This is a genomic window from Shinella sp. WSD5-1 (assembly GCF_963942435.1).
GTDB classification, from domain to species: Bacteria; Pseudomonadota; Alphaproteobacteria; order Rhizobiales; family Rhizobiaceae; genus Shinella; species Shinella yambaruensis.
On sequence record NZ_OZ012596.1, the window covers coordinates 2,275,229 to 2,293,140 of the forward strand.

The window sequence follows — 17,912 nt, forward strand, 5'->3', positions numbered from 1 at the left end:
CGGATCAGTCCGCGTCGTCCGCGCCATCCGCGCGCGGGCGTGCCGTCTTGCCGGAGCGCAGGCGCTGCAGGAAGGCGTAGACCTGCGGGTTCTGCTTTATGAGGCGTTTCGTGCCGGTCTTGGCCCGGTGCAGCGCGGCAACCGTCGCCCCGGCAACCGTCGTCGGCCAGAGCAGGTCGTGCTGCCGCGTCTCGATCGTGCACCAGGAGCGCTTGTAGGGCTGGTCGCCGATGCCGAAGTCGAACAGGCGCACGCCCTCGCCGCACAGTTTCCGGATGGCAAGGTAGAACAGGAATTCACCGGGGCTGGCATCCGCGGCGATCGTGTCGTCGATCGAGCCGAACTGGCAGATCACATGGTCGCCCTTGCGCGACAGGCCGGCAATGGCGGCGATCCGGCCGTCGTTCCCACCCTTGAGGCGCACGGCATGGAGTTGCAGCGGATAGCTGCCGTCCGCCTCGGGCACCGACACCAGCCGGCGGAAGAAATCCCGCGTGTCCTCGTCGCGAAAGACGTCGGGCAGGCCCATGGCGTCGAAACGTGCGGCCTTCTGCTGGAAGAAGGTTTCCAGCAGCGCCCGGCTCTCCCTGCCGGCCTCGGCGATGACGTATTCGTAGCCGCCAAGCGCCATCAGGCGGCGCTCGGAGGAGCGGAACTTCTTGCGGCGGCGGCGGGCGTTGACCTGCGCCAGCGTGCGCTCGAAATCGGGGAAGAGTTCGATCTGGAAGGCGGAATTCTGGTTTAGCACCGCAGGAAGATCGGAAAAGGGGCTCGCCTCGGCACGCCAGTCCAGCGGCATGTTCTCAAGCAGGAAGATGTCGCAGTGGCGGGCAAGCTGCCCCCGCACCGTGTCCAGTGCCTGCCGGAGGCGTGGCGGGGCGGCAAGGGCGCGGAAATCCCGCGAATAGAGACCCGTATTGATGTTGCTGAACGGGGCGGCGAGGAAGCGGGCGATGCGGATCGGCCCGCGGCGCACGATTTCGAACGGCAGCAGGAGATGCGTGCGCCCGCCGGAAAGGCCCTCGACGATCAGCAGCCGGCAGGCATGGCTTTCCGCCCAGGCGCGGCACCAGTCGTAGCTCTGGTGGAGCGAAAGCGGGTTGTCCGTTTCGAGTGCCCGCCAGCAGGCCTCCAGCGGTTCCATCCGCTCGTGCAGGCGGATCGACAGCGGCAGCGTCGAGCGGGTATGGTCGTCGCCGGCCGCCGGCGCCAGACCGCCGCGTGCGCGGTCGCGTTCGGACGGCATGATCTGGAAATGGAGTTGCATCGCTCCCATGGCCTGGCCTTCGTGCATTCGGTTGCCGCAGCGACACAATAGGCGTCAGGCCTGCGCAATTGGTTTAAATCCGCTGGCGCCGGCCCGTATGCCCCGGGAAATCGGCCAGCGCGGTTAGCAAGTCGATAACGAGAGCGGCGGGTGATGCACCCCGCCGGCAGGAGGGACCCATGCAGACCTGGCGGCCGCCGCAGAAAATCCATGTGAAGGTGCTGGGCCTTGCCTGGCACGGCGGCCGGCTGCTGGCGGCGGAAGTGACGCGCGACGACGGCACGGTCAAGGGTGTGCGCCCGCCCGGCGGCTCCATCGAGTTCGGCGAAACGCGAGAGGAGGCGCTCGCCCGCGAGTTCCGCGAGGAGTTCGGCTGCGAGATCGCCATAGACGGCCCGTGGACGACCTTCGAGAACCTCTACTGGCATGAGGGCGCGCAGGGCCACGAGTTCATTTTCGTCGCGAACATCTACCTGCTCGACGAAAGCCTCTATCGCCGGCCCGAGATCACGCTCGTCGAGCATGACCGCTCGCTCTGGACGGCACGCTGGTTCTATCCGCTCGCGCTGCCGGCCGGCGTGGAGCTTTATCCCGCCGGCCTTGCCGCCCATCTTCAGGCATAGCCTATTCGTCGCGCGGCTTGCCCGGCTTTTCCATCCACTTGATGATCAGCATTGCCGGCAGGATCCACAAAAGGCCGGTCACGGTGAAGTAGAGAAGGTGGATGTACCATGGCGATTGCCCGAGTGTGGCGGCGGCGACGGTGGTCGCGACCAGCGCATAGACGAGCACGAGGATGATGATCAGGATCGTGCCGACCAGTTTTCTGAGGCGAGGGGGCATGGGCAGTCTTTCACTTCGGTAGCGGCAAAATGGCGCGACGGCATGCCGCAAAGGTTCGGGCCTTGTTTTGCACGGGCCGGTCAGGCAAATCAACGCCACAGTCGTTCCGGCTGAAGCCGCGCGCGCGGTTTTGCCGGAAGGACGCGAGAAAGGAACCGGAATGGCGGGCCGCCCGCCGCTCCGGAACAGGAGCCGAGACGATGAGCGCCACGACCGCGACCGCATACCGCAGCCACAGTGACACGGACAGGACCGACCGCAACCGCCGCCAGGTGCGCCGGTGGCTCGGCTTCGTGCTGTTCACGCTGTTCGTGCTGGTGCTGGTGGGCGGCGCGACGCGGCTCACCGAATCCGGCCTTTCCATCACCGAATGGAAGCCGATCCACGGCGTCATCCCGCCGATCGGCGACAAGGAGTGGCAGGAGGAGTTCGACCTCTACAAGCGCATTCCGCAATATCAGCAGATCAACAAGGACATGACCGTCGAGGAGTTCAAGACGATCTTCTGGTGGGAATGGGCCCACCGGCTGATCGCCCGCTCCATCGGCTTCGTCTTCGCCGTGCCGCTCGCCTTCTTCTGGCTGACCGGCCGGATCGAGAAGAAGCTGCGCTGGCCGCTCGTCGGCCTTCTGGCGCTCGGCGGTTTCCAGGGGTTCATCGGCTGGTGGATGGTCACATCCGGCCTTGCCGAGCGGGTTTCCGTCAGCCAGTACCGGCTCGCCACGCACCTTACCATCGCCTGTCTGATCTTTGCCTGGACGACATGGCTGATGCGGGCGCTTTCGCCGCACGGCGACGACGCCGCGCCGACGGACGGTTCCCGCCGGATGGCCGGCATCATCGCCTGCATGGCGATCTTCCAGATCTATCTCGGCGCCCTCGTCGCCGGCCTCGACGCCGGCCTCACCTACAACACCTGGCCGCTGATGGACGGCGCCGTCGTGCCGGATGGCCTCTTCGTGCAGCAGCCCTGGTGGATCAACCTTTTCGAGAACCCGAAGACGGTGCAGTTCGTCCACCGCATCGGCGCCTACGTGCTCTTCGCGCTCGTCGCCATTCACATGATCGCCTCGCTGCGCGCCGCCCCCGAAACGACGCATGCCCGCCGCGCCCTCGTGCTGTTCGGCCTCGTCTGTCTCCAGGCGACGATCGGCATCCTCACGCTCCTCTGGCAGGTCCCGCTCGGCTGGGCGCTGGCCCACCAGGGCGGAGCGCTGGTCGTGCTCGGCTTCGCGGTCGCCCATTGGCGCGGGTTCTACGGGGAAATGGAACGGTCGTGACTTGAAGCGTCACCTCTTATATAATCCTGAGCGTTTTATAGAAGAGGTGTGCCATGGCACTCAGCCTGAAGGATGCGGAAACGGATCGGCTCGCCCGCGAAGTGGCCGCCTTGACCGGTGAGAGCCTGACGACGGCGATCCGCAAGGCGCTTGCCGAGCGCCTCGAACGGGAACGCCGCCGCCGCGGCCAGCCGTCCGACCTGAAACGCCGCCTGCATGCGATCGGTGCCGCCTGCGCGGCGCTGCCCGACAGGGACGGCCGGTCCGCGGACGACATCGTGGGCTATGATGACGACGGGCTCTGGTGATGGTCATCGACACCTCGGCGCTCGCGGCCGTGCTGTTCCAGGAAGATGACGCGGCGATCTTCGAGGAGGTGCTGGCAACTGGCGGGCGATGCCTGATTTCCGCCGTCACACGCGTCGAAGTCACCTGTGTGGTCGAAGGACGAAAGGGCGAAGAGGGGCGTGCCGCGTTGGAGGCGCTGCTGGATGCGGTGAGCGCCGAGACCGTCTCGGTCGATGGCGCCCAGGTCAATCTCGCCATTGCCGGCTTTCGTGCCTATGGCAAGGGGAGGCATCCGGCCGGCCTGAATATCGGCGACTGCTTTTCCTACGCGCTCGCAAAGGCTCTCGACGAGCCCTTGCTGTTCAAGGGCAACGATTTCGGCCTGACGGATATACGCTCCGCGCTTGCCTGAGGCGAACTCATGCCTTCAGCATCAGGTTCATGTTCTGCACGGCGGCGCCCGATGCGCCCTTGCCGAGATTGTCGAGCAGGGCGACGAGGTTGACATGCGGCGCGCCGGCGGTGCCGAAGACGTAGAGCTTCATGCGGTCCGTATCGGCCAGCTCAACGGCGTTGACGCGGGCGAGGTTGGCGCTTTCCTTGAGGTCCACCACCTCGACGATGTCCTGGCCGGCATAATGCGCGGCCAGCGCCTCGTGGATCGAGCCGAGCGAGGCGTGGTCGTTGAGGTCCGCAAGATAGAGCGGCACCTGCACGATCATGCCCTGCGGGAACTTTCCGACGGAGGGCGAGAAGAGGGGCGCGCGGGAAAGCAGGCCGTGCACCTGCATTTCCGGCACATGCTTGTGCTTGAGCGTGAGGCCGTAGAGGAAGTGCGGCGCATCGATGGGATCCGGATGGCCTGCATCCTCCATCTGCGCGATCATCTGCTTGCCGCCGCCGGTGTAGCCCGAAACGGCGTTGACCGTGACCGGATAGTCCTCCGGCAGCAGGCCGGCAAGGCGGAGCGGGCGCAGCAGCCCGATCGCGCCCGTCGGGTAGCAGCCGGGATTGGCGACATAGCGGGCAGCGGCGATCTTCTTCGGCTGTTCGCGATCCATCTCGGCAAAGCCATAGGCCCAGTCCGGGTTGACGCGATGCGCCGTCGAGGTGTCGATGATGCGGACGGAATTGTTAGCGGCGACCATGGCGACGGCCTCCTTCGCCGCATCGTCGGGCAGGCAGAGGATGGCGACGTCGGCACTGTTCAGGAGGTCCTCGCGCAGCCTGGCATTGCGGCGCTCGGCCTCGGGGATCGAGAGGAGCTCGACATCGTCGCGGCCGGCCATGCGCGTGCGGATCTGCAGGCCCGTCGTGCCGTGTTCGCCATCGATGAAGATCTTCGGTTTCATCTGCAATCCAATCCTGTGAGAAGCCTGCCTCAATTCCGGCAAGACCCTGCCGCGGCCTTGCGTCCGAACGTGCGGGAAAGAGAATTTCCGGCCCGATATAACTCCTCGGCCCGCCGCATTCAATGCGGCGCCGTCAGCGCCGCTCGGCCAGTTTTGCGGCGTGAAGCCCCAGCATGTACATGGCGATATTGGAACCGGCGATGGCCGTGATGTCCGCATGGTCATAGGCCGGCGCGACCTCGACCACATCCGATCCGACGATGTTCAGCGCACCGAGCTTGCGCAGGACCGACAGGATTTTCGCGCTCGACGGACCGCCGGAGACGGGCGTGCCGGTGCCGGGCGCGAAGGCCGGGTCGAGGCAGTCGATATCGAAGGTGAGGTAGGTCGCCCCGTCCCCGATATGGTGGACGATCGCATCGGCGATCTCGCCGGCGGTCATCTCCTCCACGTCATAGCCGTAGAGGATGCGGATGCCGCAATCCTCCGGCGCATGGGTGCGGATGCCGATCTGGATCGAGGTCTCGGGATCGATCAGCCCCTCGCGCACCGCCGTGCCGACGAAGGAGCCGTGGTCGATGCGGCCCTTCTCGTCCGCCCAGGTATCCTGGTGGGCGTCGAACTGCACGAGGGAGAGGGGGCCGTATTTTTCCGCATGGGCGCGCAGGAGCGGCAGCGTGATGAAATGGTCGCCGCCGAGCGTCAGCATGTAGGCGTCGGATTTGAGGATCTTCCTCGCCTCGCGCTCGATCGTGCCGGGCGTCTTCTGGTGGTTGCCGTAGTCGAGCAGGCAGTCGCCGTAGTCGATGACGGCCATGTCCGCGAAGAGGTCGCGCTCGAAGGGATATTGCGGGTCGTTGTCCATGATCGCCGAGGCGCGGCGGATGGCCTGCGGCCCGAAGCGCGTGCCGGGCCGGTTGGAGGTCGCGGCATCGAAGGGAATGCCCCAGACGACCGCGTCGACATCCTTCAGGATTTTCGTATAGCGCCGGCGCATGAAGGAGAGGATGCCCGCATGGGTCGGGTCCGAGGCGGCGCTCTTCAGCGTCCTCGCCGTGATGGCATGGTCGATCGTCTTGTTGGCCATGAATGATCCCTCCGAATGTGGCGGGACGTTCGCCAATCGCGATCCTGAAGGCAAGGGAATTTTGGGCGCAGGAAAACGAAAGATATGGTGAAAGGCGTTCGATGGCGCCGGGGCGCATCATCCAGAAAACGAAAAGGCCGGGGCGAACCCCGGCCTTTCCTGAAGAGCATGTCGTCCGAGCGATCAACGCTTGGAGAACTGGAACGAACGGCGGGCCTTGGCCTTGCCGTACTTCTTGCGTTCGACGACGCGCGAGTCGCGGGTCAGGAAGCCGCCCTTCTTGAGGACCGAGCGCAGGCCCGGCTCGAAGTAGGTCAGCGCCTTGGAGATGCCGTGACGAACGGCACCGGCCTGGCCGGAAAGGCCGCCGCCGGCGACGGTGGCGTCGATGTCGAACTGGCCGTCACGGGCCGCCGCGACGATCGGCTGCTGCAGGATCATCTGCAGGACCGGGCGTGCGAAATAGGCTTCGAACGACTTGCCGTTGACGGTGATCTTGCCGGAGCCCGGCTTGACCCACACGCGGGCGACAGCGTCCTTGCGCTTGCCGGTGGCGTAGGAACGGCCCTGGGCGTCAACCTTCTTGACGTGAACCGGGGCGGAAGCGGCCGGAGCTGCAGCAGCGACGCCGAGGTCCTTGAGCGAGGAGAGGTCGGCCATTATCAGGCGCTCCTTGTGTTCTTGCTGTTCAGCTTGGCGACGTCGAGGGCGACGGGCTGCTGGGCTTCATGCGGGTGGTTGGCGCCGGCGTAGACGCGCAGGTTCTTCATCTGGCGACGGCCGAGCGGGCCACGCGGAACCATGCGTTCGACGGCCTTTTCGAGGACGCGCTCCGGGAAGCGGCCTTCGATGATCTGGCGAGCCGTACGCTCCTTGATGCCGCCCGGGTAACCGGTGTGCCAGTAGTACTTCTTGTCGGAGTACTTCTTGCCGGTGAAGACGACCTTCTCGGCGTTGATGACGATGACGTTGTCGCCGTCATCGACGTGGGGCGTGAAGGTTGCCTTGTGCTTGCCGCGCAGGCGGTTGGCGATGAGGGTAGCGAGGCGACCGACAACGAGGCCTTCGGCGTCGATGAGGATCCACTTCTTTTCTACCTCGGCGGGCTTCTGTACGAAGGTTGCCATGGGAGATGTCTTTCTTTTTCGATCCCGAGGTTTTGAGGCGACGGGCGTTTCTTGTTGCTTGGTTTGGCCCCTTGCGGGTGCCAAAAATCGAACGCGGCCCGTGGGGACCGCGATCTGGAGCGGCTTATAAGCGAGAGCCGACGGGACGTCAAGGGGCTCCACTCGGGTGTCGTCAAAGATAAATAAGCAAAAACAATATGTTATAGAAGAGGTATTTCGATACCACAAGTTACCGCGGCGGAATCGAATAGGTCGCGGTGGCATGCGCCACCAGATCCGCGGCATCCTCGCCGAAAATCGACGCCTCGATCACCGCCAGCCGCTTGCCGAGCTTGAGCAGCCGGCAGGTGCAGGTGAGGGGGCCGGGTTCCGGTTTGCGCAGGAAGTTGATGTTGAGATTGGTGGTGACGGCGAGCGCCACGGGGCCGATATGCGCCAGCACCACGCAATAGGCCGCGACATCGGCCAGCGCGAACAGGGTGGGGCCGGAGACCGTGCCGCCGGGGCGCAGATGCCGCTCGTTCGGCGCGAGCCGCATGACGACCGTGCCTGGCCCCACCTCGGTCACGTCGAAAACCTTTCCATCCGTATGGATCTGCGGAAAATCGGTTTCGAGGAACCGGTTCAGGGCGTCCCGGTCCATGATGGGGGTCAGGGTCATGGTTTTCTCCTCCGCCTGCCAGGCGTTTACAGACCGATTTGCGCCGAGGGGCAAGCCCTCTCAAAGTCTATGTCGCCCAACTTGAAACGGGGTGCGGTGAAGCGTAGGACGCTGTGGAAAGCTCACAAGGGAGGCGATCATGGCGGATGTGGTGTCGTTCAGGAAAGAGGAGCCGGCCGGGCTGGTGCGCATCGAACGGCATGAGCCGATCCTCAGGATCACGCTCAACAACCCGCCGGCCAATGTTCTCTCCATCGCCGTCATGGAGGCGCTCGGCGAGGCGCTCGATGCGGCCGCGGGCGACGAGGCCATCCGCGTCGTCGTGCTCGCCTCGACCGGAAAGGTGTTTTCCGCCGGCCACGACCTCAAGGAGATGACCGCCCGCCGCGGCGATGCGGACGGCGGGCGTGCCTTCTTCGAGAAGACCATGCGCATGGCGGCGGATATCATGCTGAAGATCGCCGCGCTGCCGCAGCCGGTCGTCGCCGAGATCGACGGGCTCGCCACGGCCGCCGGCTGCCAGCTCGTCGCCAGCTGCGACCTTGCCATCTGCACCGACACCTCCGCCTTCTGCACGCCGGGCGTCAATATCGGCCTGTTCTGCTCGACGCCGATGGTCGCCGTCACCCGCGCCGCCCATCCCAAGCAGGCGATGGAGATGCTGCTCACGGGCGAGACCATCGACGCCTCCACCGCCAAGGATTTCGGCCTCGTCAACCGCATCGTGCCGCAGCAGTACCTGCGCCAGGTCGTCGACAAATATGCCGCCGTCATCGCCTCCAAGTCGCCGCAGGCGTTGCGCATCGGCAAGGCCGCCTTCCGCGCCCAGGCCGGCCTGCCGCTTGCCGAAGCCTATGACATCGCCGTCGCGACGATGGTCGACAACATGCTGGTCGATGACGCGAAGGAGGGGATCGGCGCATTCCTCGCAAAGCGCATGCCGGAGTGGAAATAGCCCTTCAGCCGTAGTGGTAGCGGCAGGCGGCGATTTCCAGCATCTGGGCCTGGCCGCTGCCGGTCACGCGGTAGACCAGTCGGTGCTCGTGCGTGATCCGGCGTGACCAGAAGCCTTTCAGCTCCCCGCGCAGCGGCTCGGGCTTGCCGAGGCCGGAAAACGGTTCCCGCCGGCATTCCTTGATCAGGCCGACGATCTTCTCCGCGGTCTTGCGGTCCGTTTCGACCCAATAGGTGAAATCGGCCCAGGCTTCGGGAGAAAAGCAGATCTTCATTCGCCGGTGACGGTCAGCTCGTCGAGCGTTCTTGTCTCGCCCTTGCCCGCATCGAGCGATTGGATCGAGCGCAGCAGATGCGCGCGGTTCGCCGGGCCGGCGGTAAGGTACATCGTTTCCTTCCAGCTCTCGAAATCGGCGAGCGACATGACAACCATCGGCTCGCGGTTCTGCCGCGTGACGATCAGTTCGTCCCGGTCGGCCTCGACGCTGTCGAAGTGCTTGGCAATGTTCGCGCGCAGTTCGGAAAGGCTGACGACCTTCATGCTGGTGTCCTCTGTACAATAATACGTACATACACTCTGCGGGCGGGGATTTCAATCCTCAAGCCAGCTTCAGCACCAACACGCCTGCCGCGATCACGGCACTGGCGATGTAGCGCCAGATGCTGGCCTTCTCCTTGAGGATGAAGACCGAGATGAGGAGGGCGAAGAGGATGGCGGTTTCGCGCAGCGCGGCGACGGTGGCGACCGGCGCCTTGGTCATGGCCCAGAGGGCGAGGCCGTAGGAGGCGATGGAGCCGGCGCCGCCAAGGAGGCCGCGCACCCAGTTGCGGCGCACATGCGTCCAGACCGGCCTGCTGCCGCGCCGCGCGACCGCCCAGCCGAAGAGCAGCACCGGCGGCAGCAACGACATCCACAGCGTGTAGGAAACTGCATTGCCGGAAACGCGCGCGCCGGCGCCGTCGACGAAGGTATAGGTGGCGATGACGGCGGCGTTCGCCAGTGCATAGGCGATGGCCCGGCGGCTGCCATGACGCGATTCGAAGGCGAGCGTCAGCACGCCGACGGAAATGACCAGCACGCCGGCCATTGCGCCCGGTGTCAGGTGCTCCCCCAGGACGAGGCCGCTCGTCATGGCGACAAGAAGGGGCGCGGCGCCCCGCATCAGCGGATAGACGAGGCCGATATCGCCGGCCCGGTACGCGGCGGCGACGAGCTGGAAATAGGCGAATTGCAGGACGGCCGAGGTGAGCACGAAGGGCCAGGCCGCCGGATCGGGCATGGGCACGAACGGCAGGAAGGCAAGGCCGATCATGCCGCCGCCGAGCGAGACCATGGCCGCGTCGAGCGACTTGTCCGTGCCGGATTTGACGAGGGCATTCCAGACGGCATGAAGAGCCGCGCCGAACAGCACGAGAAAAAGAATGTCTAGCGGCAATCCGGGACCTCGAAGGGGCAGGCCATTGGGGGAGGAGCGTGGTCCTTCATCGGCGCAATTTCGCTGATTTGCAATCGGGATACCGGCAGGATTTTCGGCAAAATGCGCCCTGGCGGCGGCAAAATGACCGAAGCTGATCCGCAATGGCACAATCGGCGCGCGAATGCCGGCCCCGGTGCGGTCGTCTTCTTTAAGGTTCTGCGCTAGCCTGGAAGTCAGGAAGACATGTGAGAGACGGTCGCGAACGCCGGAGGAGGCAGCGATGAACCACGATCACTATCCCGACAGCTACATCCGCCACATTCTCAAATCCGTGCACACGATCGCCGTGCTCGGCGCCTCGCCGAACGATGCGCGGCCGAGCCATGGCGTCATGGGCTTCCTACTCGGCAAGGGCTATCGCGTCATTCCCGTCAATCCCGGCCATGCCGGAAAGACCATCCTCGGCCAGAAGGTCTACGCGCATCTTGCCGATATCGCCGAGCCGATCGACATGGTCGACGTCTTTCGCGCGGCAAGCCAGTTCGGTGCCGTCGTCGACGAGGTGCTGGCGCTCGATCCGCTTCCCGCCGTGCTCTGGGGCCAGTTCACGGTGCGCGACGATGCCGCCGCCGCACGGGCGGAGGCCGCCGGCATCCAGGTGGTCATGGATCGCTGCCCGGTGACGGAATATCCGGTGCTGATGCTCAAGGCCTCCTGAGCGCCGCGCATATTGACTTCACGCAACGTTACCCCAATTCTCCGGCAGCAAAACGGGGTAGCCGCATGAACCACGATTCCTATCCGGACTATTACATCGCCGACATCCTGCGCTCGACCAAGCTCATCGCGCTCGTCGGCGCCTCGCCCAATCCGGAGCGCCCCAGCCACCGGGTGATGGCCTTCCTGCTGCGCAAGGGCTATCGGGTCATCCCGGTCAATCCCGGCCAGGCCGGCAAGGAGATCCTCGGTCAGCCGGTCGTCGCCCGTCTAGCCGATATCGTCGAACCCATCGACATGGTCGATGTCTTCCGCGCGGCGGATGCGCTCCCGTCGGTCGTCGAGGAGGTGCTGGCGCTGAACCCGTTGCCCAGGGTCATCTGGGGCCAGCTCTCGGTGCGCCATGACGCGGCGGCGGCAAAGGCGGAGGCTGCCGGCATCAAGGTGGTCATGGATCGCTGCCCGGCGATCGAATATCCCCGCCTCGTCGCCTGAGGTTTTCAGGCGGCAAAACGTCTGTTGCCGCGCCTGTGCCTTTTTCCGGAAAATCTTTCTTTGACCGGCTCTTACCACTCTGAAATAGTGCGCCCGACTTTAGCCAGGGAGGCCATTTCATGACGCAGAACAAGCCCGGATTTGCAACGCTCGCCATCCACGCCGGCGCCCAGCCGGACCCGACGACGGGCGCGCGCGCGACGCCGATCTACCAGACCACGAGCTTTGTGTTCAACGACACGGACCATGCCGCCTCGCTCTTCGGCCTCCAGGCCTTCGGCAACATCTACACCCGCATCATGAACCCGACCCAGGCGGTGCTGGAAGAGCGCGTCGCGGCGCTGGAAGGCGGCACGGCGGCGCTCGCCGTCGCCTCGGGCCATGCCGCCCAGCTCCTCGTCTTCCACACGATCATGCGCCCGGGCGACAATTTCATCGCCGCGCGCCGGCTCTATGGCGGCTCGATCAACCAGTTCGGCCATGCCTTCAAGAGCTTCGACTGGCATGTGCGCTGGGCCGATACGGCCGACCTCTCCTCCTTCGAAAGCCAGATCGACGACAAGACCAAGGCGATCTTCATCGAGAGCCTGGCAAACCCCGGAGGCACCTTCGTCGATATCGCCGGCATTGCCGAGATCGCCCATCGCCACGGCCTGCCGCTCATCGTCGACAACACCATGGCGACGCCCTATCTCGTGCGCCCGCTGGAGCACGGCGCCGACATCGTCGTGCATTCGCTGACCAAGTTCATGGGCGGCCATGGCAACTCCATGGGCGGCGTCATCGTCGACGGCGGCACCTTCGACTGGACGGCCTCCGGCAAGTATCCGATGCTGTCCGAGCCGCGGCCGGAATATGCCGGCATCGTGCTGCATGCCACCTTCGGCAACTTCGCCTTCGCCATCGCCTGCCGCGTTCTCGGCCTGCGCGATTTCGGCCCCGCCATCTCGCCCTTCAACGCCTTCCAGATCTTGACCGGCATCGAAACCCTGCCGCTGAGGATGCAGCGCCATTGCGACAACGCGCTCGCCGTCGCCAAGTGGCTGAAGGGCCACGACAAGATCTCCTGGGTCACCTATGCGGGCCTGGAGGACGATCCGAACCATGCCACCCAGCAGCGCTATTCGCCCAAGGGCGCCGGCGCCGTCTTCACCTTCGGCCTCAAGGGCGGCTACGAATCGGGCAAGCGCTTCGTCGAGGGCCTGGAAATGCTCTCGCATCTCGCCAATATCGGCGACACGCGCTCCCTCGTCATCCACCCGGCCTCCACCACCCATCGCCAGCTCAGCGAGGAGCAGCAGGTCGCCGCCGGCGCAGGCCCCGACGTCGTGCGCCTGTCGATCGGCATCGAGGACGTCGCCGACATCATCGCGGATATCGAGCAGGCGCTGGCCAAGGCATAGACGGGCCAGGGCATAGACGGGCCAAGGCATAGACGGGCCAAGGCATAGACGGGCCAGGGCATAGACGGGCCAAGGCATAAACGGGATTGCCCCTCATCCGGCCTGCCGGCCCCTTCTCCCCGCAGGCGGGGAGAAGGAAACACGCGGAGCGCTTTCCCGTTCGTTGTCTGCATTGGTTGAGGAAACCGGTGCATCATCGCCTTCGCCCCGCTTGCGGGGAGAAGGCGGCGGCAGCCGGATGAGGGGCATCTGGCTCAGGAAGGAACGGACAGCCTTATGACCAAGATACGCGATTTCGACATTGCGGGCATCGCGCCCGAGACGGGCCGCCCGGCCGCCGACCGGCTGATCGCGGGCGATCCGGTCTTCACCACCTGGAACATCGAGGAGGCCGATGGCGGCATCTATGCCGGCATCTGGCAGTCGACGCCGGGAAAATGGCGCATCCAGTACGACGAGTGGGAGTATTTCCACATCCTGGAAGGGCGCTCGATCGTGGTTTCGGAAAATGGCGAGACGACGCACCTGAAGGCCGGCGACCGCCTGATCCTGAGACCCGGCTTCAAGGGAACCTGGGAAGTCGTTGAAACGACTCGCAAGGACTACGTCATCCGCATCTAGGATTTCGCCCGCAAGGCTTTTGTCAAATCGGGCGGCGGGTGAGCCCCAATCTTATGCAGGGGCTAGGATGCCGCCTGTAGAGGGAAAAAATTGGCCAAGATAGTCGCGATGCCCAGCGTCCCTGCGAGCGAGAAGCATATGAAGCCGTACGTGTCGAACGGCTGCCTCAATCGTAGTCTGCTGCGTCCTGAACACGCTTGATAGAGCAGGAAGCCAGTCAAACAGACCAGAACAATGGTGACGGCTGTATGTGGCGGTTGGGCAAAAAGGCCCACTTGCCCGAGCCCGGTGAGGGGTAACGGAACGCCAATAGCGAAGCCCAGCAGCATGCTGCCAACCCAGGATGGCTCGCTACCAGAGGAAGATAGAAAGAAGCGTAGCGTGCCGCCGCCGACCGACGTCAGAACAACCAGGCCGAGGTACGGTAAAGAAAGACCCGATGCTAAATTGTCCAGACCCATGGATGTCGTGAACAATACCCAAAGTGCGACACTGGCGGCCACGAGCGCCGGGAACGTCCACTCATCGCCGCGCGACCTCAGAAAGCCGGAAGCGAGCGTGGCGAGGGGAACGAGCAGATAGACCGCGACGAAGATTGCGCCGATGAGGACGAGATTGTTATCGTGTGCCACTCAGCGCCTCACCATTCCAGCTCCAGCGCCTCCAGCCCGTGGAAGTGGTAGACATCCTTCACCACGGGCTTCTGCGCCATTCTTAGTCCCGGCAGGCGCTGGAAGAGGATCGGCAGGGCGATGTTGAGCTCCAGCCTTGCGAGCGGCGCGCCGATGCAGAAGTGGATGCCGGCGCCGAAGGAGAGGTTGGCGCCCTCGTTGCGGTCCGGCTTGAAGACGAGGGGATCGGTGAATTTCCTCGGGTCGAGATTGGCGGCCGCGAGGATCATCGCCACCTTGTCGCCCCTGCGGAAATGGATGCCGTCGAGTTCGACATCCTCCAGCGCGAAACGGTCGAAGATGTGCACCGGCGCGGAGATGCGCAGGCATTCCTCGACCGTGCGCTCCGTCGCCTTCCCGTCGGCGAAGAGCACGGAAGGATCGGCGCCGTTTTCCAGGATGGTGCGCACGGCATTGCCGATCTGGTGCACCGTCGCCTCGTGGCCGGCATTGAGCAGCACGATGGTCGTGGATATCAGCTCGTCCTCGGTCAGGAGCTGGCCGCGGTGCTCCGTATGCACCATGTGCGAGAGCAGGTCGTCGCGCGGGTCCGCCCGGCGCTCGGCGATGACGCCGCGGACATAGGCGGAGAATTCCTCGGCCGCCCTGTCGGCCGCTATCTCGTCCGCGTGGGTGCGGCCGAACATGTACATGCGCACATAGGCATGCGACCATTTCAGGAGCTGCGGCCCCATCTCGTCGGGAATGCCGATCATGCGGGCGATCATCGTCACCGGCAGGATGTCGGCGAAGGCGGTGAGCAGTTCGACCTTCCCGTCCTTCTCGAACCGGTCGATCGCCTCGTGGCAGAGCGCGGAAATCTCCGGCGTCAGCTTCTCGATCATGCGCGAGACGAAGGCGCGATTGACGAGGGTGCGCAGCCGCGTGTGTTCCGGCGGCTCCAGCTCCAGCAGCGACCAGGCTTCGGCGGCGTCGAAATGCGTCAGGTGCGGCTGCGGCTCCGGCAGGCCAAGCTCCTCGCGCGTCGCCACATGCAGGATCTGCCGGCCGAAGCGGCGGTCGCGCAGGAGGCCGTTCACATGGTCGTAGCCGGTGAAGTACCACATCTTCTGCTCTTCCCACCAGAAGGTGGGACAGTGCGCATGCAGCGCCGCGTAAACCGGGTTCGGATCGCGGTAGAAATCGGGATTGCGGCCGTCGAGCGAGACGCGGCGGCTGGCGGGATCGATGGAGAGGAAGGGGAAGTGTGTCGTCGTCATGATCGATGGGTAGCGCATACCGGCGTCGGGTGAAACCGGAATTTGATTTATCCAAAGCAATGGACTAAGTTTATCGGACTAAGTCCATAGGGAAGGCGATGCGTACGGTCAACATCCATGATGCGAAGACCAACCTTTCACGCTTGGTCGAGCAGGCGGCGAAGGGGGAGAGTTTCGTCATCGCCAAGGCGGGAAAGCCGATGGTCAAAGTCGTGCCGCTCGAACCGGTGGGGGAGGGCAAGACGAGCCGTTTCGGCTTTCTGCGCGGGGAGTTGACGGTTCCCGACGATTTCGACCGGATGGGCGAGGATGAGATCGCCCGGCAGTTTTCCGGTGAAGAATGAAACTCCTCATCGATACGCACCTCCTGCTCTGGGCCGCGTCGAGCCCGGAGCGCCTCAGCGAGGCCGCGACGGCGCTTATGGCGGATCCGGAAAACGTCCTCTATTTCAGCGTCGCGAGCCTCTGGGAAGTGGTCATCAAATCGAGCCTCGGCCGCGGGGATTTCCAGGCGGACGCCGCGCGGCTGCGGCGCGGCCTGGTCGATAACGGTTACATCGAGTTGCCGATCATCGCCGGCCACGCCATCGCCGTGGCGGACCTGCCGCACCTGCACCGCGATCCTTTCGACCGCATCCTCATCGCGCAGGCGAAACATGAGGGCCTGCTGTTGCTGACGGCGGATGTACGCGTTGCCGACTATGGCGGACCTGTCCGCCTCGTCTGACCCTATTTCCCGACCGCAATCCCCTCCCGCCGCGGATCGGCAGCGCCGGTGAGGCCGTCGGCGGAGATGGCGATGGCGTGCAGGCCGGAGTTCATTTCGCTCAGCTTCACCTCGTAGCCGAGGGCCTTCAGCGGTTCGGCGAGCTTTTCCGCGTCCGTTCCGGCTTCGAGGTCGTAGGGGCCGAAGCGGTTGACGAGATGCGGCATCGAGACGACCGCGCCGACATCCATGCCCCAGTCGATATGGGCGATCAGCGCCTGGGCGACATAGCCGATGATCTGGCTGCCGCCGGGCGAGCCGATGGCCAGAACGGGCTTGCCGTCCTTCATGACGATGGTCGGCGACATGGAGGAGCGGGGGCGCTTGCCGGGCTCCACCCGGTTGGCGACGGGCAGGCCCTCGTCATGGGTCTTGAAGGAGAAGTCGGTGAGCTCGTTGTTGAGCAGGAAACCGCCGGTCATCAGCCGCGAACCGAAGCCGTTCTCGATGGTGGTCGTCATGGAGACGACATTGCCCGCCTTGTCGACAATGACGAAATGGCTGGTGGAGGGCAGTTCGAGCGCGGCATCCCGACCGAAATTGAAGGCGTGGTCCCATTCCGGCCTGCCCGCTGCCACGCCATCGCCGGCGAGCGCCTTGTCGCCGTCGAGCAGTTTTGCCCGCTCGCCGAGATAGGTTTTGTCGAGGAGCCCCTTGATGGGCGCAGGCACGAAATCCGTGTCCGCAAGGTAGCGTTCGCGGTCGGCGAAGGCGAGGCGCTGGGCGTCGCCGATCAGCCGCCAGCTTTCCGGATTGTCCCTGCCGAGCGCCTTGAGGTCGAAATTTTCCAGCATGCCGAGCATCTGGCCGACGGCGACCGCGCCGGAGGAGGGCGGCCCCATGCCGCAGATGTCGAGCGCCCGATAGGCGATGCAGACCGGCCGGCGCTCCTTCACCTGGTAGTTCTGAAGGTCGGCGAGCGAGAGCACGCCGGCATTGCTGCCCGAGCTGCGCACCGTGTCGACGATCCCCTGGGCGATGGTGCCGGTATAGAAGGCCGGCGCGCCGCCGCCGGCGATGGCCGACAGCGTCTCGGCATAGGCCGGGTTCCTGAGGATGGTGCCGGCCTTCAGCGGCGCGCCGTCCGCGCCGAAGAAATAGGCGGTGGTCGCCTCGAAGGCCTTCAGCCGGTCCCCTTCGGCGGCGATCAGGCCGGCAAGGCGCGGGGAGACGGCAAAGCCGTCGCGGGCGAGTTTTTCGGCCGGGGCGAAGAGGTCCTTCCAGGGCTTGCGGCCCCAGCGGTTGTGCGCCTCCTGCATCAGCATGACGGTGCCGGGCGTGCCGACGGAGCGCCCGCCGACGACGGCGTCGAAGAACTGCATCGGCGCGCCCTTGTCGTCGAGGAAGAGCTTGGGCGTCGCCTCCATCGGCGCCGTCTCGCGGCCGTCGAGCGTGGTGAGGCGCCCGGTCCCGGCGTCGTAGTAGACGAGGAAGGCGCCGCCGCCGAGGCCGGAGGATTGCGGCTCGACGAGGCCGAGCACGGTCTGGACGGCGATCATGGCGTCGATCGCGCTGCCGCCATCCGCGAGGATCCTTTCGCCGGCCTCGGCCGCAAGCGGGTGCGCGGCCGCCACCATATGGGTCTTCGCGGTGGCGACCTTGGCCGCCGCAAGGCCGGTCGCCCGTTCGGGCGCGAAGGCGTCGGAGGCCTGCTGGGCGGGTGCCCCGGCCGATGTCAGGAAAAGAAGCCCGAGGGCGACGAGGGATCGTTTCATCATGGCTGCCTCCGCTGGAGCACGATA

At 65.2% G+C, this 17,912-nt stretch carries 24 protein-coding genes; 11 read left to right on the plus strand and 13 right to left on the minus strand.

Annotated features, from left to right (window positions below; translation table 11 throughout):
• Window positions 1-4: 4 nt before the first annotated feature.
• The gene (locus tag AABQ55_RS11140) at window positions 5-1,276 is read right to left on the minus strand and encodes a GNAT family N-acetyltransferase (RefSeq protein WP_272805060.1); all 1,272 of its coding nucleotides are present in this window, start codon (window positions 1,274-1,276) and stop codon (window positions 5-7) included.
• A gap of 170 nt (window positions 1,277-1,446) precedes the next feature.
• Between AABQ55_RS11140 and AABQ55_RS11145 the strand changes: the two genes are divergently transcribed.
• Window positions 1,447-1,890 (plus strand): NUDIX hydrolase, encoded by a 444-nt coding sequence (locus tag AABQ55_RS11145; RefSeq protein WP_272805061.1) that lies wholly within the window; start codon window positions 1,447-1,449, stop codon window positions 1,888-1,890.
• Between the two features lies 1 nt (window position 1,891).
• On the opposite strand, the gene AABQ55_RS11150 is transcribed toward AABQ55_RS11145, so the two are convergent.
• On the minus strand, window positions 1,892-2,110 hold the full coding sequence (locus AABQ55_RS11150; RefSeq protein ID WP_272805062.1) for a DUF2842 domain-containing protein: 219 nt from the start codon (window positions 2,108-2,110) through the stop codon (window positions 1,892-1,894).
• Between the two features lie 200 nt (window positions 2,111-2,310).
• Here AABQ55_RS11150 and AABQ55_RS11155 point away from each other — a divergent pair, with 200 nt between their 5' ends.
• The 3 genes from AABQ55_RS11155 to AABQ55_RS11165 are packed head-to-tail and all read left to right on the plus strand — an operon-like array spanning window position 2,311 to window position 4,090.
• Window positions 2,311-3,390 (plus strand): COX15/CtaA family protein, encoded by a 1,080-nt coding sequence (locus AABQ55_RS11155; protein ID WP_272805063.1) that lies wholly within the window; start codon window positions 2,311-2,313, stop codon window positions 3,388-3,390.
• Between the two features lie 53 nt (window positions 3,391-3,443).
• Entirely contained in the window at window positions 3,444-3,698 is a 255-nt protein-coding gene (locus AABQ55_RS11160) for a type II toxin-antitoxin system VapB family antitoxin (protein WP_244765871.1), read from the plus strand.
• The gene (locus tag AABQ55_RS11165) at window positions 3,698-4,090 is read left to right on the plus strand and encodes a type II toxin-antitoxin system VapC family toxin (RefSeq protein ID WP_272807435.1); all 393 of its coding nucleotides are present in this window, start codon (window positions 3,698-3,700) and stop codon (window positions 4,088-4,090) included. Before AABQ55_RS11160 ends, AABQ55_RS11165 begins: the two co-directional genes overlap by 1 nt.
• A 7-nt stretch (window positions 4,091-4,097) precedes the next feature.
• Here AABQ55_RS11165 and argC read toward each other — a convergent pair whose 3' ends face one another.
• The 5 genes from argC to AABQ55_RS11190 all read right to left on the minus strand — a co-directional run bounded on the left by argC (window position 4,098) and on the right by AABQ55_RS11190 (window position 7,905).
• Entirely contained in the window at window positions 4,098-5,030 is a 933-nt protein-coding gene (argC, locus tag AABQ55_RS11170) for an N-acetyl-gamma-glutamyl-phosphate reductase (RefSeq protein ID WP_272805064.1), read from the minus strand.
• A 133-nt stretch (window positions 5,031-5,163) separates the two neighbouring features.
• Window positions 5,164-6,117 carry an agmatinase gene (speB, locus tag AABQ55_RS11175; RefSeq protein WP_272805065.1) on the minus strand — a complete coding sequence of 318 codons (954 nt, stop codon included), beginning with the start codon at window positions 6,115-6,117 and terminating at the stop codon, window positions 5,164-5,166.
• A 183-nt stretch (window positions 6,118-6,300) separates the two neighbouring features.
• The gene (gene rpsI / locus AABQ55_RS11180) at window positions 6,301-6,777 is read right to left on the minus strand and encodes a 30S ribosomal protein S9 (protein WP_023513728.1); all 477 of its coding nucleotides are present in this window, start codon (window positions 6,775-6,777) and stop codon (window positions 6,301-6,303) included.
• 2 nt (window positions 6,778-6,779) lie between these two features.
• A complete protein-coding gene (gene rplM / locus AABQ55_RS11185; RefSeq protein ID WP_064329732.1) occupies window positions 6,780-7,244 on the minus strand; it encodes a 50S ribosomal protein L13 in 465 nt (154 codons plus the stop codon).
• Window positions 7,245-7,473: 229 nt separating this feature from the next.
• A complete protein-coding gene (locus AABQ55_RS11190) occupies window positions 7,474-7,905 on the minus strand; it encodes a PaaI family thioesterase (protein WP_272805066.1) in 432 nt (143 codons plus the stop codon).
• Window positions 7,906-8,044: 139 nt separating this feature from the next.
• On the opposite strand from AABQ55_RS11190, the gene AABQ55_RS11195 reads away from it, so the two are divergent.
• A complete protein-coding gene (locus AABQ55_RS11195; protein WP_272805067.1) occupies window positions 8,045-8,860 on the plus strand; it encodes an enoyl-CoA hydratase in 816 nt (271 codons plus the stop codon).
• 4 nt (window positions 8,861-8,864) lie between these two features.
• Here the strand turns inward: AABQ55_RS11195 and AABQ55_RS11200 are convergent, their stop codons facing one another.
• The 3 genes from AABQ55_RS11200 to AABQ55_RS11210 are packed head-to-tail and all read right to left on the minus strand — an operon-like array spanning window position 8,865 to window position 10,295.
• Entirely contained in the window at window positions 8,865-9,134 is a 270-nt protein-coding gene (locus AABQ55_RS11200) for a Txe/YoeB family addiction module toxin (protein WP_272805068.1), read from the minus strand.
• Window positions 9,131-9,400: a type II toxin-antitoxin system Phd/YefM family antitoxin gene (locus AABQ55_RS11205; RefSeq protein ID WP_244765864.1), complete on the minus strand. Its 270-nt coding sequence runs from the start codon at window positions 9,398-9,400 to the stop codon at window positions 9,131-9,133. The genes AABQ55_RS11200 and AABQ55_RS11205 overlap by 4 nt, the downstream gene beginning before the upstream one ends.
• A 58-nt stretch (window positions 9,401-9,458) precedes the next feature.
• Window positions 9,459-10,295, minus strand: a complete 837-nt coding sequence (locus AABQ55_RS11210; RefSeq protein WP_272805069.1) for an EamA family transporter — start codon at window positions 10,293-10,295, stop codon at window positions 9,459-9,461.
• A 262-nt stretch (window positions 10,296-10,557) separates the two neighbouring features.
• Between AABQ55_RS11210 and AABQ55_RS11215 the strand changes: the two genes are divergently transcribed.
• The 4 genes from AABQ55_RS11215 to AABQ55_RS11230 all read left to right on the plus strand — a co-directional run bounded on the left by AABQ55_RS11215 (window position 10,558) and on the right by AABQ55_RS11230 (window position 13,513).
• Window positions 10,558-10,995 carry a CoA-binding protein gene (locus AABQ55_RS11215; RefSeq protein WP_244765862.1) on the plus strand — a complete coding sequence of 146 codons (438 nt, stop codon included), beginning with the start codon at window positions 10,558-10,560 and terminating at the stop codon, window positions 10,993-10,995.
• A 65-nt stretch (window positions 10,996-11,060) separates the two neighbouring features.
• Window positions 11,061-11,489: a CoA-binding protein gene (locus AABQ55_RS11220; RefSeq protein ID WP_244765861.1), complete on the plus strand. Its 429-nt coding sequence runs from the start codon at window positions 11,061-11,063 to the stop codon at window positions 11,487-11,489.
• A gap of 119 nt (window positions 11,490-11,608) precedes the next feature.
• Window positions 11,609-12,892 (plus strand): O-acetylhomoserine aminocarboxypropyltransferase, encoded by a 1,284-nt coding sequence (locus tag AABQ55_RS11225; RefSeq protein WP_244765860.1) that lies wholly within the window; start codon window positions 11,609-11,611, stop codon window positions 12,890-12,892.
• 276 nt (window positions 12,893-13,168) lie between these two features.
• Entirely contained in the window at window positions 13,169-13,513 is a 345-nt protein-coding gene (locus tag AABQ55_RS11230; RefSeq protein WP_272805070.1) for a cupin domain-containing protein, read from the plus strand.
• 62 nt (window positions 13,514-13,575) lie between these two features.
• Here the strand turns inward: AABQ55_RS11230 and AABQ55_RS11235 are convergent, their stop codons facing one another.
• Both AABQ55_RS11235 and AABQ55_RS11240 read right to left on the minus strand, forming a co-directional pair.
• Window positions 13,576-14,145 (minus strand): hypothetical protein, encoded by a 570-nt coding sequence (locus AABQ55_RS11235; RefSeq protein ID WP_272805071.1) that lies wholly within the window; start codon window positions 14,143-14,145, stop codon window positions 13,576-13,578.
• Window positions 14,146-14,153: 8 nt separating this feature from the next.
• Window positions 14,154-15,422 carry a cytochrome P450 gene (locus AABQ55_RS11240; protein ID WP_443021091.1) on the minus strand — a complete coding sequence of 423 codons (1,269 nt, stop codon included), beginning with the start codon at window positions 15,420-15,422 and terminating at the stop codon, window positions 14,154-14,156.
• Window positions 15,423-15,502: 80 nt separating this feature from the next.
• Between AABQ55_RS11240 and AABQ55_RS11245 the strand changes: the two genes are divergently transcribed.
• Both AABQ55_RS11245 and AABQ55_RS11250 read left to right on the plus strand, forming a co-directional pair.
• Window positions 15,503-15,748 carry a type II toxin-antitoxin system Phd/YefM family antitoxin gene (locus AABQ55_RS11245; RefSeq protein ID WP_244766006.1) on the plus strand — a complete coding sequence of 82 codons (246 nt, stop codon included), beginning with the start codon at window positions 15,503-15,505 and terminating at the stop codon, window positions 15,746-15,748.
• A complete protein-coding gene (locus AABQ55_RS11250; RefSeq protein ID WP_272805072.1) occupies window positions 15,745-16,131 on the plus strand; it encodes a type II toxin-antitoxin system VapC family toxin in 387 nt (128 codons plus the stop codon). Before AABQ55_RS11245 ends, AABQ55_RS11250 begins: the two co-directional genes overlap by 4 nt.
• A 2-nt stretch (window positions 16,132-16,133) precedes the next feature.
• Here AABQ55_RS11250 and ggt read toward each other — a convergent pair whose 3' ends face one another.
• A complete protein-coding gene (gene ggt / locus AABQ55_RS11255; protein ID WP_272807437.1) occupies window positions 16,134-17,885 on the minus strand; it encodes a gamma-glutamyltransferase in 1,752 nt (583 codons plus the stop codon).
• Between the last annotated feature and the right edge of the window lie 27 nt (window positions 17,886-17,912).